The organism is Mycobacterium sp. 134 (genome assembly GCF_048282715.1).
Taxonomy (GTDB): Bacteria; Actinomycetota; Actinomycetes; order Mycobacteriales; family Mycobacteriaceae; genus Mycobacterium; species Mycobacterium septicum.
In genome coordinates this window covers 6200933-6213784 of sequence record NZ_JBLVUN010000008.1, presented here as the reverse complement: position 1 = coordinate 6213784, position 12852 = coordinate 6200933, and the positions used below count along the sequence as shown (strand labels likewise).

The window sequence follows — 12852 nt, the reverse complement described above, 5'->3', positions numbered from 1 at the left end:
AGAGCGCTGTCGCGCCTCCTACTACGGTTGGATTTTCGGGGGCCGGATTCCAGCAATTCAGAGTCGCCACATCTCGCGCGCCATGGCGGCGTCCTCGACGAAGCCTTCACGCAGCGGCGGATAGTACGGCTGGTTCAGATCGGGTCGGGGCACCGCGGTCAGTACCGCGCGCACCGCGGCCAGGGCGCGCCGCCAGCGGCTGCCCTCCCGCGGATCGGGGCCGGCCGGGATCGCCGGGGCGGTCACCGGTGGGGTGAATACGGCGTCTTTCGCCGTCCATCCACGGGCGACACCTGTCATGGAATTCGCTATCGAGACAGCTGGGGAACGTTGTGCTCGTGTCATGGCTCGACGCTACGAAGAATGCAGGTCAGCCCACATCGCGCTGTTGTCCGATCTTGAACTACGACCGTAGTAGGAGATCTGCACCGACCACAGGACGATCAGGCCGCGAGTGATTACGCTCGTACCGTGGTCCAGAGTTCGACCCGCAGACGTGGTCCCCGGCGTGATGTCGACACCCGCACACTGATCGTCGACACCGCAGAGCGAATGTTCGCCGAGACGTCGATCGGTGCGGTGGCAGCACGCGCGGTGGCCCGTGAGGCCGGCGTGGCCAGCCGCGCCGTGGCCTACCATTTCCCTGCCAAACGGGACCTGGTGCTGGAAGTGGCCCGGCGGCGCGCCCCGACCGTATTCGCGGCCGTTGTCCAGGAGCTCGTGCGAGTGGCGCAGTCAGGCAACGAGATCGGTGTCAGCGACGTTGTGGAGGCACTTATCGCGCCGTATGTCCGGCTGCTCGACGATGATCCGGTCGGTGGATTGCGGTGGCTCAAGGTGATGAATCAGCTGGCCCTGGACGAAGACCAGATCTGGCTCGACCAGTTGGCGGGTACACCGAGTCTGCCGGAGTTGTTCTTCGCTGCGGCAGGTCGTGCGGTGCCCGACATTCAGACCAGAGAAGGTCAGCAGCGCAGCACAATTGCGATCTTTTCGATGATCGGTGCGCTCGCCAGTTCCGATCTCGCGCTCTACGGACGCCCCCTGGGTCCCGCCGGCCTGGACCGCGGTTGGGTCGAGCAGCTCGTCCGGTTCACCGGCGGCGGTTTGCGCGGCGCCGAGAGTCTGCCCGACTAGGATCGTTGCGTGCAGATCGACGGCCAGCAGCTCGCTGCCTTCGCCGCGGTGGTCGAGCTGGGGAGCTTCGACGCGGCCGCGCAGCGTCTGCATGTGACCCCGTCGGCGATCAGCCAGCGCATCAAGGCGCTGGAGCAACGTGTCGGTCAGGTGCTCGTGGTCCGCGAAAAGCCCTGCACGGCAACCTCTGCCGGTGTTCCGCTGCTGAGGCTCGCGGCCCAGACGGCACTGCTGGAATCCGAGACCCTGGCCGAGATGGGTGGCGGATCGGCGCACCGCACCAGGATCGCGCTGGCGGTCAACGCGGATTCGATGGCGACCTGGTTCACCCGTGTGTTCGCCGAGGCGCACGAGTTCTTGTTCGACATCAGGATCGAGGACCAGGACCTCTCGGCGCGGCTGCTGCGTGAGGGCGTGGTGATGGGCGCGGTGACCACCGAGCGGAGCCCGGTCCCGGGCTGCCGGGTGCATCCGCTGGGTGCGATGCGCTATGTGCCGGTGGCCGGCGCGGATTACGTGCAGCGGTACCTGCCCGACGGATTCACCCGCGACGCCGCACAGGCGGCGCCGTCCCTGTCCTGGAACCGCGACGATGCACTGCAGGATCAATTGGTACGCAAGGAATTCCGCAAGGACATCCCCAGGCCGGTCCACTACATCCCGACCGCCGAGGGGTTCGGTGCCGCCGTGCGGGCCGGGCTGGGCTGGGGGATGTACCCCGAGGAACTCGTCGACGACGACTTCGTCCGGATCACCGGGCAATATCTGGACGTGCCGTTGTACTGGCAGTGCTGGAAGCTCGACAGCCGTACCGTCGAGACCATCACAGCTGCCGTCCGTGACGCGGCGCGGACACTGCGCGGTCCGGCACGGGATTGATGCTCCGCTAACGAACCAGAGGCGCCAGGTATTTGCGCGCGTAGTCGCGAACCGCATCGTCGTCGTTGACGTCCAACACCGGGGTGGGCATCTGGGCCAGCGAGCAGGCCAGCCGGATGTGCAACTCGGCCACGCCCAGCAGGTCGGCATCGGCCATGGTCGCCCCGGCGGCGCGGAGTGCCTTCGCCATCGCGGACGACGCGTGGTGGAGAAAGGCGGGAGCCTGGTCATAGGCACCGGCAACCGCGGTGAAGTCGGTGTCCAGACGAAGGAACCGGCGCATCACGGGTTCGGTGGTCAGTAGCCTCACCCCTTCGCAGAACGCCGCCACCGCGGCGTCGCTGGGGCCCGAATCGATTGCCACGGTCCGCAACCGGTGCATGGCCAGGTCGAAGGTGCGTCGGCCGAGTTCGGTGATCAATGCATCGCGGGTGGGGAAGCGACGGTACAGCGTCCGACGGCTGACACCGGCCTGCTTGGCGATGACGTCCAGGCTTGCCCGGCCCAGCCCGACGAGCGCCACCTCCTCGGCGGCCGCCTTGAGGATGGCGTCTTCCTGCTCGGATTGGCTGGCGTTACTGCGCGGCATCGATACCAGTGTGTCAGCCTGCTGCCGGGCATCCCAGCGGTGCGAACGAATCCAGCGCCACCGATCGGTGTAGGCGCACCAACTTCTCGTACTGCAGCCGGTTGTAGGCCAGCGGAACCAGCAGCAATCGGTCCGGCAGCACCCGCCACGCGACTTGTAGCAATCGCGTGTAGACAGCGAACTCCCGGTCGTGCCGGGACTGCCAACGGAACCCGGTCAGTTCACGTACCCCGGGATGCATGATGCCGAACGAGCACACCTTGATCGCCCGGCCCGCGATCGGTCGAACCGCAATCCAGGACGGGGTCAGCGCCATCCGCACCGGCCCGGGCAGAAGCAGCGTAGGCAGCGGCAGTTTCGTCAGACCCGCTGTTACGCGGGTCAGGAATTCGTTGCCCTGCAGCTGGTTTCTCACCATTTCGTCGTAATAGTGGGTCGCCTGGGCGTAGGTCTCGGGCAGTTTCGCCGACGCGCCCGGTAGCTCGATGGAACGAAAAGCCTTGAGCAGCTGGGCGTAGGCCGCCTCTTGTTCGGCTGCGTTCATTCTGATACCGGTCGCGGGGGTGAACGAATGCAGGACCACGAATATCCCGCTGATGGCGATCCAGTTCCACAGCTGCGGGTTCAGTGCGCTGTAGCGGACTTCGGCGAAGCCGTCCTTGCCGCGCCCGCGGACGTCTCGGTGCATCGTCTGTAGGCGGCAGCCCTCGGCCTCACGGTCCTCGGCGTCGCCCCAGATCGCGAGGAATGCGGAGAACCCGCTGCGCACTCCGCGATCGAGAAAGTTGCGCTCGAACCGGCCGCTGCGATCCACGGCGGCGGCTACGGGAACCAACGCCACCTCATCGAATGCGGCCGCCCCGAACGCACCCCCAAGAATGCTGCCCGAGTGCCTGCGGAAATCCGCCAGCACTTCTGGTCGTACCAGGTCCGCTTCGGCCACGCTGCCAATAGACATGGCACAAAGGCTAGCAATCTGTGCCAACGTGTCAATAGGCGATCTGGCCCTGAGGTACGCGCTTGGTACCGTCGCGCACATGGCGAACCGAACGCATCGATACGAGGTCGAGGTGACCTGGACCGGCAATACCGGTTCTGGGACCAGCGGCTACCGCGATTACGCTCGCGATCACGACGTGGCCGGCGTCGAGACGCCGACCAAACCGGTGATCCTGGGCAGTGCCGATCCGGCCTTCCGCGGAGACCCTCAGCGCTGGAACCCCGAGGAGCTGCTCGTGGTCAGCCTGTCGCAGTGTCACATGCTCTGGTATCTCGCCCTGTGCGCCAAAGCGGGCATCGTCGTCACCGCCTACAGTGATCGACCGGAGGGCACGATGAGCGAGAATGCCGAGGGCAGTGGCATTTTCACCGATGTCACGCTACGGCCGCAGGTGAGCATCACCGACCCGGAGCGGGCCGGCGATGCCACCGAACTACATCACGAAGCGCACCGGATGTGCTTCATCGCCAACTCGGTCAATTTTCCGGTGGCTGCTGAGCCCACCGTCACGGTGAGCTGAGCCCGGGTCATCGATGGAGCCGGCGCAGCTGGGCTGAGGCCACCGACAGGACCGCCAGGTCGGGCGCGTCGGAATCGAGAAACTCGTCCAGCGTGCGCTTGGCCCGGTCCAACCGCGGGCGGTTGTAGGCCTCGAAGTCGAGGATGCTGCTTGCGGCCTGGGCGCCATCGATCCCGTGCTTGGTGACGTCGATCGTGAGATCACGCAGCGAGCGGTACAGGTCCTCCCGAAGGGCAAGCCGGGCCTGCGCATGCCAGCGGCCACCTCGGGGAAGCGACGACACCGCCAGCAGCAGCCGGTCCACTCCCAACCGGTCCGACAGTTCGAAATAGATCCTGGCCAGTTGGGCCGAGTCCTCACCGTGAACATGGGCGACCTCGATGACATCCAGAAGGCTGAACGCATAGAGGGATTCGCTGATCCGGCGGGCGATGCCGGCCGGTACGCCGCGGGCCACCAGGTCGTCGTGCGCCGCCAAGACGGTATCGCGCTCCTGACCCCGCAGCATCGCTCCGAGTTGACCGCGCAGCATCGCCACCTGGTTGCTGAATCGGGCGATCTCGGCGTCGACGTCGAGCGGTTGCGGACGGTTGAGCACAAACCATCGGGCGGCCCGGTCGAGGAGACGACGGCCTTCGATGATCATGGCATTCGTCAGTGCCGGCGAGAGATCGGCGGCATAGATGTCCGACCAGAGTGTGTCGAGGTCGAAAACCTCGGACGCCACTGCGTGAGCCCGCACGATATCGGCTGGGGCAGCGCCGGTTTCCTCGGAGAGCCGGAACGCGAAGGTCAGCCCCGAGGTGGCCAGCACGCGGTTGACGATCGAGGTGGTGATGATCTCCCGGCGCAGTGGATGCTCGGGCAGTGGCTCGCCGAGCTTGCGCCGCAACGTGGGCGGGAAGTACCGGGTGAGCAGCGCGACGAAGTATGGGTCGTCGAACATCTCGCCATTGAGCAGTTCGGCCTTGAGGTCGAGCTTCACGTGCGCCATCAATGTGGCCAGTTGGGGAGCGGCGAGACCGCAATCCTCCTTGGCCAGGTCGGCGAATTCCGCTGGGCTGGGCATGTTCTCGCGAGACCGGTGCAACCCGCGCCGGGCCTCGAGATCTGCCGTCATGCGGGCGTGCACGTCGATCATCTGGGCCGCGTTGGAGCGGGCATCGCTGAGCAGACGATTGTGCGCCTGGTTGTTGGCCAGGACGAGCTGCGCCACTTCGTCGGTCATGTCGACCAGCAGCCGGTTGCGGGCGTTGCCGGTGATCTTCCCGGACCGCGCGGCGGCGTCCAGCAGGATCTTGATGTTGACCTCGTGGTCGGAGCAGTCCACTCCGGCCGCGTTGTCGATGGCGTCGGTGTTCACCAGCCCGCCGCGGCGGGCGTACTCGATACGGGCGCGCTGGGAGAGCCCGAGGTTCCCGCCCTCGACGATCACCCGCGCGCGGACGTCACCGGCGTCCACCCGCACCGGATCGTTCACCTTGTCGGCGATGTCGGAGTGCTGTTCGTCGCCGGCCTTGATGTAGGTGCCGATTCCGCCGTTGAACAACAGGTCTGCCGGCGCCCGCAGGATGTGGCTGATCAACCGGGTCGGAGTCAGGTGGGTCTCATCGTCGGCGATGCCGAGCGCTGCACGCATTTCCGCTGTGGTGGCAATGGTTTTGGCGGTCCGCGGCCACACCCCGCCGCCCGGGCTGATCACAGAACGGTCGTAGTCATCCCACGATGATTGAGGCAGTTCGAACAGCCGTTGCCGTTCCTTGCGGGCCGGCTCGGTGTCGGGCTGCGGGTCGATGAAGATGTGCCGGTGGTCGAAGGCGGCCACCAGTCGCAGGCCCGGGCGCAGCAGCATCCCGTTACCGAAGACATCCCCGCTCATGTCGCCGACACCGACGGCGGTGAACTCGTCGGAGGCGGAATCGATGCCGAGTTCGGCAAGGTGAGTGTCGCCACTGACCCAGGCGCCGCGGGCGGTGATCCCCATGGCCTTGTGGTCGTAGCCGGCCGATCCGCCGGAGGCGAAGGCGTCGCCCATCCAGTAGCCGCGGTCCAGCGCCACCGCGTTGGCCGAGTCCGAGAACGTGGCGGTCCCCTTGTCGGCGGCCACCACCAGGTAGGGGTCGGGTCCGTCGTGGCACACCACGCCGCCGAACCGGGGCCGGTCATCGGAGGCGGTTTTGTCGACCACATCGAGCAATGCGGCGATGAACTGCCGGTAGCTTCGCAGGCCCTGTACGCGGGGGGACTCGCCCGCGGTGGGCCGGGCCTTGACGACGAACACGCCCTTGGCGCCGGCCGGCACGATCATCGCGTTCTTGACCGCTTGTGCCTTCACCAGTCCCAGGACCTCGGTGCGGTAGTCGTCGTGGCGGTCCGACCAACGCAGGCCGCCCCGGGCGACCAGCCCGAAGCGGAGATGCAGACCTTCGAATTGCGGTGAGTACACGAAGATCTCGGAAAGCGGGCGGGGCTGTGGCAGCTCGTCGATGGCCTGAGCGTCGAGCTTGTGGACCAGATACGGCGCCCAGACGGTGAGGGCGTCGGGCGCGAACGCGTTGGTCCGCACGGTGGCGTTGATCAGATTGTGGTACGCGCGCAGGATCCGGTCGGCGTCAATGTGCAGCACCTGATCGATCTCGGCGGCTACCCGCTGCTCGGCCTCGGCGATACGGGCGATGCGGTGGGGGCTTTCGGCCGGTTGCTCGGTGCGGTCGAACCGGGCCTCGAACAGGTCGAGCAGCGCGCGGGTGGCCTCCGGGTTGTCCAGCAGGACCCGCTGGATGCGTGTCTGGCCGTAAGGCAGAGGCAACTGACGCAGGTACCGGCTGTAGCTGCGCAGCACGGTGACCTGTCGCCAGCTCAGTGCGGCTCGCAGGAGCAGCGCGTTGAACCCGTCCGATTCGACCCGGCCGGCCCACATTGCCTGGAAGGTTTCGCGGATGCGGTCAATGGTGCCGTCCTGTTGCCCGGCCAGTGCGTCGACGACGTCGGGGCCGGGCTGCAACAGCAGGTGATAGACATGGCAGATCCGCCCGTCCGGCCTGGTCCAGGTGCCGGCCTGCTCCTCGAGCACCTCCAGGTCCATGCTCTGCAACGCGGGCAGCATCCGGCGCAACGGAACCGGCTCGAGGGCGGCGAGCGCGAAGGTCAGCCGACCGTCCTCGGTACCGGCCCAGTCCAGGTTGACCGCGACCGCGTCTCCCGCCAGATCGTCGAGCGCCGTGATCTCCAACAATCGGCCGGGTACCACAACCCCGGCCTGCTGATCATGCACATCGGACGTAATGGTGTTGGCGCGCAACGGGTTCACGGTGTGGTCTCCTCAATCGTCGTTGATCGATGCCGTCGGTTGCGTTCGGCGGACGGCCTAATCTTGTGGTGCGGCGCACCATTGAGGAGGGTGCAAAGTGTCAGCGATCCGGCGGTGATCCATACAGTCTGTAAGCCGGAATCGGTGTGTGTAGCTCGCGACTAGCCCTTCGGCACCACTCCACGCGGCAGGACCAGCGGGAGATCGTTGTAGGTGACGATGCCGGGTGCGGCGTTGACCACCGCCGGAATCGCGTTGATCGGGGGAGTCGCGGTCATGATGTGTCCCAGCACCATGAACTCCTCGAGCGTGGTGGCCTCGAAGTCCGGTGGTGGCAGGAACCCGACCTTCATCGTCACGGTCGGGCGACCGGCCACCTCGATCACCCAGCCGTCCTGATCGATCTGCCAATCCGGTTGCAGCGTCTGGCCTTTGCGCCAGCGCAGGGTGAGCTCGACGCGCGTGGCATCTCCGACGATGCCCTTCCAGCTGACGAATACCCCCGCCACACCGCCCGCCGGGATGGTCCACGAGCCGAGGTCGAGGTCCTCCGTGGTCTGCGCGTACTCGGCGTCGCAGCGGACCTCGTCGAACTCGATGCCGAGCGCGTCACCGATCATCCGCACCGCCTCGCCGAAGACTCCGGTTCCGTGAGCGGTCATGGCCTGCAGGTCGGGATGATCGATGGGCTGACCGAATCCGACCGGCTTCTCGGTTTCCGGCGAATCGTAGAACGTGGTGTCGGCGGCCTCGTTGACCGTGACCTTGTCCACGCGGTCGCAGATGCCGGCTGCCACGATCGCCAGCTGGTTCACGTAGCCCGGGCTGATGCCCGATCCGAACATGGTCGACCCGCCCTTGCGGCAGGCCTCGGCGATCCGGTCCCGGCCCTCGCCCTGATTGTGCCCGGTGATGAATGATGCGGTTGCGACGACATTGACTCCGGCGGAAAGGATTTCGACGAGTTCGTCGACGTCGATCCACATCGGGTTGTAGACCACGACGTCCGGTTTGAGGGCGAGCAGCGCCGGCACGTCGTTGGTGGCGGCGACCCCGAGAGGTTCGATTCCGACGAGCTCCCCGACGTCCTTGCCGGCTTTGTCCGGTGACCACGCATAGCAGCCGACCAGTTCCAGGGTCGGATTGCGGGCGATGGCCGCCACCGAACTCTTTCCGACGTTTCCCGTCGTCCACTGGACAACGCGATATGGAGAAATTTGTGACATCGCAGCGGCTCCCTTGCTCGGTTCCGGGCAGTTTTCCACGACCGTGAGAAAAAAGGAAGAGCGGTCCGATGGCGGCGGGCGGAACAACTAGAATTTGTCTTGTGACCACCGGAAACGTGCCACGCCGAGGGCGGGGCCGGCCACCGCGCATCGATCAGAAGCAGATCGTCGCCGCGGCGCGCGCCATTGCGCCGGGTGCGTTGACGATGCAGGCGGTGGCCGATGAGCTCGGGGTGGACCGCACCACGCTGCACTACTACGTCGGCGACCGTGACGGTCTGCTCGAGCTCGTGGTGGCCGATCTCTTCGAGACGGAGTTGCGCTCGATCAAGCTGCCCGAGGGGGCGAGCTGGCAGGAGATCCTGCGCGCCTATGGCAACGCCATCCGCAATGGCGTGCTCAAACTCGGTGTGACGGCGACGAGCTTCCGGCTTCGTGGGACGAGCGGTGCGGCCAGTCTCGCGTTGGCCGAGCAGGTGTTGCGAGCCCTGGCCGATGGTGGATTCGGTACCGACGACGCCGGGCGGGTGCTCACCCTGGTCTCCGGCCTCGCGATGTCAGCCGCGCACGATGTGCTGGGTTCGGCGGGGTCGCGGCTGCACCACCAGACACCCGAAGTGGTGCGCGCGCTGAAAGACCTTCCGTCCAGTGACTTCCCACTGCTCAGTGGTGTGGTCGCCGATCGTGACGTCGGTGCGAGCGCCGCCCAGGACTTCGACTTCAACCTCGACATCGTGATCGCCGGGCTCGAGCGGTTCCTGGCCAAATAGGCACCGAGTCGTCGGCCGAGCCCGACTCGGGTACAGTGCTCAGCATCCTCTTAGACGGAACTTGGGTTCCGTCTGGGTCAATTAGTGAATAGCAGGTCGGGGAGAGGCGCAACGGTGTTCAAGTTGCTCAAGAAGGCGTGGATACCACTCACTTTGGTGGTCGTCGTCGCGTTGGGCGCGTACGCGATCCTTCGAATTCGGGATAGCGGGCAGCAGGGACCGAACTTGGCAGAGGGTTCCGGGATTACCGAGAACTTCAACCCGAAGCACATCAAGTACGAGGTCACCGGGTCCGGGGGGACGGCGAATATCAATTACCTCGACGAGTACGGTCAACCGAATCTCATCGAAAACGCCCCGCTGCCATGGTCGTTCACGATCGTGACGACGCTGCCGTCCATGTCGGCGAACATCATGGCTCAGGGCGAGCGCGACGTCACAGACCTCGGGTGCCGGGTGACTGTCGACGATGACGTGCGCGACGACCGGACGAGTACTGACACCTTCAAACCGTTCATCTACTGCTTGGTGAAATCCGTATGAGCAATGCGCACTCGAAACCTCATCGCCCGTTCCTGGGCCACATGGTCCGGATTTTCTCGCTCCCGATCATCGTGTTCTGGGTACTTCTCACGGTCGCCTTGGGATCTCTTGTCCCGTCACTCGACGAGGTCGCCGCATCCCGGTCGGTACCGCTGAGCCCCACCAGCTCGGACTCCTACAAGTCGATGCTGAACATCGGCGAGGTGTTTCAGCAGTACGATTCGGACTCTTCAGCGATGGTGGTGCTGGAGAGCGACGAACCGGTCGGTGCGGCCGCACACAAGTACTACGACGAGATCGTCGCGAAACTGAAGGCCGATACCGAGCACGTCCAGAACGTTCAAGACTTCTGGAGCGATCCGATGACCGCGGCGGGTTCGCAGAGTGTGGACGGCAAGTCCGCTTATGTGCAGATCTTCCTTGCCGGGGACCAGGGCACCAGCAAGAGCCACGATTCCGTGGCCGCGGTGCGTGACATCGTGGCCTCGGTGCCCGCTCCGCCGGGTATCTCGGCCCACGTCGCCGGAAACAGCGTGCTCAACGCCGATACCAGCGTGGCAGGCCATCAAAGTATGGCGAAAATGGAGTTGGTGTCGGTCGGCGTCATCATCGTGATGCTGCTGGCGGTGTACCGCTCCGTCGTGACGCTGCTTGTGTCGATGGTCGTCATTCTTCTGGAACTATTTGCCGCACAGGGTGTTACGGCTGCTGCCGGTTACCTGAACATCATCGGCCTGACCCCGTACGCGGTGAGCATGGTGACCATGCTGGCCCTGGCCGCAGGCACCGATTATGTGATCTTCCTCCTCGGCCGATATCACGAGGAGAGATCGAAAGGCCTGGACCGCGAGGACGCGTTCTACGTGGCCTACAGCGGCGTATCGCACGTCATCCTCGGCTCCGGGTTGACGATCGTCGGGGCCTGCCTGTGCCTCACCATGACCACGCTGCCCTACTTCCAGACCATGGGTCTGCCCTGCGCCATCTCAGTTCTGGTGATCATCATCGCCGGACTGACGTTGGCGCCTGCCGTGCTGACCGTCGCGTCGAAGTTCGGCTTGCTCGATCCCAAGCACAAGATCGCGTCGCCGGGGTGGCGCAAGATCGGCACGTCGGTGGTTCGCTGGCCGATTCCCATTGTCTTCGTCACCAGCCTGATCGCCGTCATCGGCTTCGCCGCCCTGATGACCTATGTGCCGCAATACAACGACAAGCAGTTCACCCCCGCTGATATGCCGGCGAACCTGGCCATGGGCGTCGCTGATCGGCACTTCTCCCAAGCCCGGATGAACCCCGAGTTGCTGATGCTCGAAGCGGATCATGACCTGCGCACCCCGTCGGACATGCTGGTCATCGAAAAGGTCGCCAAGAACGTGATGCACATGCGGGGAATCGAACGGGTGCAGACCATCACCCGCCCGCTGGGTGCCCCGATCGAGCACAGCTCGATCCCGTTCCTGCTGGGCGCGCAGAACGCCAGCACGCTGCAGTCGGCGAAGTTCAACAACGACAACTCGGCGCAGATGCTCGAACAGGCCGACGAGATGAGCAAGACCGTCGCCAGCATGGAACGCATGTACGCCATCACCAAGGAGCTCACCGAAACCACCCACAGCATGGTGGGTCGGACCCACGAGATGGTGGAAGCGACCCAGGAGATGCGGGACAACCTGGCCAATTTCGACGATTTCTTCCGGCCGCTGCGCAACTATCTCTACTGGGAGCCGCACTGCTTCGACATCCCGATGTGCCAGTCGATGCGGTCGATCTTCGACACTCTCGACGGCATCGACAAATTGACCGATGAAATGCAGGGCCTGACAGTCGACATGGACCGCATGGATCAGTTGATGCCGCAGATGTTGCCGGTGTTGCAGGACACCATCGGGACGATGAAGCGGATGCGAGACTTCATGATCGCGACGCACAGCACCATGGCCGGTACCCAGGCCGCGCAACAGGAGGCGGCGAAGGGGGCGACGGAGATCGGCCTGTACTTCGATCAGGCCAAGAACGACGACATGTTCTACCTGCCTCCGGATGTGTTCGAGAACCCTGACTTCAACCGTGCGGTCAAGATGTTCATGTCGCCCGATGGCAAGGCGGTCCGAATGATCATCACCCACCAGGGCGACCCGGCCTCGGTGGAAGGCATCGAACATGTTCGTGACATGAAAGGTGTTGTCGCCGACGCGCTCAAGGGCACCCCGCTGTCCAATGCGAAGGTCTCCCTCGCCGGTACCGCATCGATGTACAGCGACATGCAGGATGGCGTGGTAACCGATCTCATGATCGTGGTGATCGCGGCGATGATCCTCATTTTCAGCATCATGCTGATCATCACCCGAAGTGTGGTGGCCGCCATGGTGATCGTGGGCACCGTGGCCGCTTCTCTGGGAACGGCGTGTGGCTTGTCGGTGTTGCTCTGGCAGGACATCCTGGGCCTGGGCGTGCAATGGATCGTGATCCCGCTGTCGATGGTGATCCTGCTGGCGGTGGGTTCGGACTACAACCTGTTGGTGGTCTCGCGCTTCAAGGAAGAGATACACGCCGGGCTCAACACGGGCATCATCCGCGGGATCGGGGCCACCGGACGTGTCGTCACCGCGGCCGGCCTGGTGTTCGCCTTCACCATGATGTCGATGATCGTGTCGGATCTGCGGGTGGTCGGCCAACTCGGTATGACGATCGGCATCGGCCTGGTAGTGGACACGCTGATCGTGCGCTCGTTCATGACCCCATCGATCGCCGCGGCGCTGGGCCGCTGGTTCTGGTGGCCGCTCAACACCTTTGAGATCACCAGGCAGGGCCGTCTGGACCGCGAACGGAAGAAACTCGACGACACAACGGCGCCCATCCAGACGACTTCGGTGTGACC

11 protein-coding genes are annotated in these 12852 nt (G+C 65.0%); 6 read left to right on the top strand and 5 right to left on the bottom strand.

The window, feature by feature from the left end:
• Nucleotides 1–57 precede the first annotated feature (57 nt).
• A complete protein-coding gene (locus ACNQVK_RS34595) occupies nt 58–300 on the bottom strand; it encodes a hypothetical protein (RefSeq protein WP_418033342.1) in 243 nt (80 codons plus the stop codon).
• 171 nt (nt 301–471) lie between these two features.
• Here ACNQVK_RS34595 and ACNQVK_RS34590 point away from each other — a divergent pair, with 171 nt between their 5' ends.
• Together ACNQVK_RS34590 and ACNQVK_RS34585 are read left to right on the top strand one after the other, a co-directional pair.
• Entirely contained in the window at nt 472–1137 is a 666-nt protein-coding gene (locus ACNQVK_RS34590; RefSeq protein ID WP_418033340.1) for a TetR/AcrR family transcriptional regulator, read from the top strand.
• A 9-nt stretch (nt 1138–1146) separates the two neighbouring features.
• The gene (locus ACNQVK_RS34585; RefSeq protein ID WP_418033338.1) at nt 1147–2016 is read left to right on the top strand and encodes a LysR family transcriptional regulator ArgP; all 870 of its coding nucleotides are present in this window, start codon (nt 1147–1149) and stop codon (nt 2014–2016) included.
• Nucleotides 2017–2023: 7 nt separating this feature from the next.
• Here the strand turns inward: ACNQVK_RS34585 and ACNQVK_RS34580 are convergent, their stop codons facing one another.
• Both ACNQVK_RS34580 and ACNQVK_RS34575 read right to left on the bottom strand, forming a co-directional pair.
• Entirely contained in the window at nt 2024–2605 is a 582-nt protein-coding gene (locus tag ACNQVK_RS34580; protein WP_418033336.1) for a TetR/AcrR family transcriptional regulator, read from the bottom strand.
• Between the two features lie 13 nt (nt 2606–2618).
• Nucleotides 2619–3563, bottom strand: a complete 945-nt coding sequence (locus ACNQVK_RS34575; protein ID WP_418033335.1) for an oxygenase MpaB family protein — start codon at nt 3561–3563, stop codon at nt 2619–2621.
• A 79-nt stretch (nt 3564–3642) separates the two neighbouring features.
• On the opposite strand from ACNQVK_RS34575, the gene ACNQVK_RS34570 reads away from it, so the two are divergent.
• Entirely contained in the window at nt 3643–4125 is a 483-nt protein-coding gene (locus ACNQVK_RS34570; protein WP_418033333.1) for an OsmC family protein, read from the top strand.
• A gap of 7 nt (nt 4126–4132) precedes the next feature.
• On the opposite strand, the gene ACNQVK_RS34565 is transcribed toward ACNQVK_RS34570, so the two are convergent.
• Nucleotides 4133–7435 (bottom strand): NAD-glutamate dehydrogenase domain-containing protein, encoded by a 3303-nt coding sequence (locus ACNQVK_RS34565; protein WP_418033332.1) that lies wholly within the window; start codon nt 7433–7435, stop codon nt 4133–4135.
• Between the two features lie 161 nt (nt 7436–7596).
• Nucleotides 7597–8661 (bottom strand): dihydrodipicolinate reductase, encoded by a 1065-nt coding sequence (locus ACNQVK_RS34560; RefSeq protein WP_418033330.1) that lies wholly within the window; start codon nt 8659–8661, stop codon nt 7597–7599.
• A 101-nt stretch (nt 8662–8762) separates the two neighbouring features.
• On the opposite strand from ACNQVK_RS34560, the gene ACNQVK_RS34555 reads away from it, so the two are divergent.
• From ACNQVK_RS34555 to ACNQVK_RS34545, 3 genes are all read left to right on the top strand, one after another.
• A complete protein-coding gene (locus ACNQVK_RS34555; protein WP_418033328.1) occupies nt 8763–9431 on the top strand; it encodes a TetR/AcrR family transcriptional regulator C-terminal domain-containing protein in 669 nt (222 codons plus the stop codon).
• Between the two features lie 123 nt (nt 9432–9554).
• Nucleotides 9555–9974: an MmpS family transport accessory protein gene (locus ACNQVK_RS34550; protein ID WP_418034513.1), complete on the top strand. Its 420-nt coding sequence runs from the start codon at nt 9555–9557 to the stop codon at nt 9972–9974.
• Entirely contained in the window at nt 9971–12850 is a 2880-nt protein-coding gene (locus ACNQVK_RS34545) for an RND family transporter (protein ID WP_418033326.1), read from the top strand. The genes ACNQVK_RS34550 and ACNQVK_RS34545 overlap by 4 nt, the downstream gene beginning before the upstream one ends.
• The last annotated feature ends 2 nt before the right edge of the window (nt 12851–12852 follow it).

Bases quoted from the DNA above. Each gene is read 5' to 3' on its own strand.
- ACNQVK_RS34595 (WP_418033342.1), bottom strand. From the start codon at position 300: ATGACAGGTGTCGCCCGTGGATGGACGGCGAAAGACGCCGTATTCACC.
- ACNQVK_RS34570 (WP_418033333.1), top strand. From the start codon at position 3,643: ATGGCGAACCGAACGCATCGATACGAGGTCGAGGTGACCTGGACCGGC.
- ACNQVK_RS34580 (WP_418033336.1), bottom strand. From the start codon at position 2,605: ATGCCGCGCAGTAACGCCAGCCAATCCGAGCAGGAAGACGCCATCCTC.
- ACNQVK_RS34575 (WP_418033335.1), bottom strand. From the start codon at position 3,563: ATGTCTATTGGCAGCGTGGCCGAAGCGGACCTGGTACGACCAGAAGTG.
- ACNQVK_RS34560 (WP_418033330.1), bottom strand. From the start codon at position 8,661: ATGTCACAAATTTCTCCATATCGCGTTGTCCAGTGGACGACGGGAAAC.
- ACNQVK_RS34545 (WP_418033326.1), top strand. From the start codon at position 9,971: ATGAGCAATGCGCACTCGAAACCTCATCGCCCGTTCCTGGGCCACATG.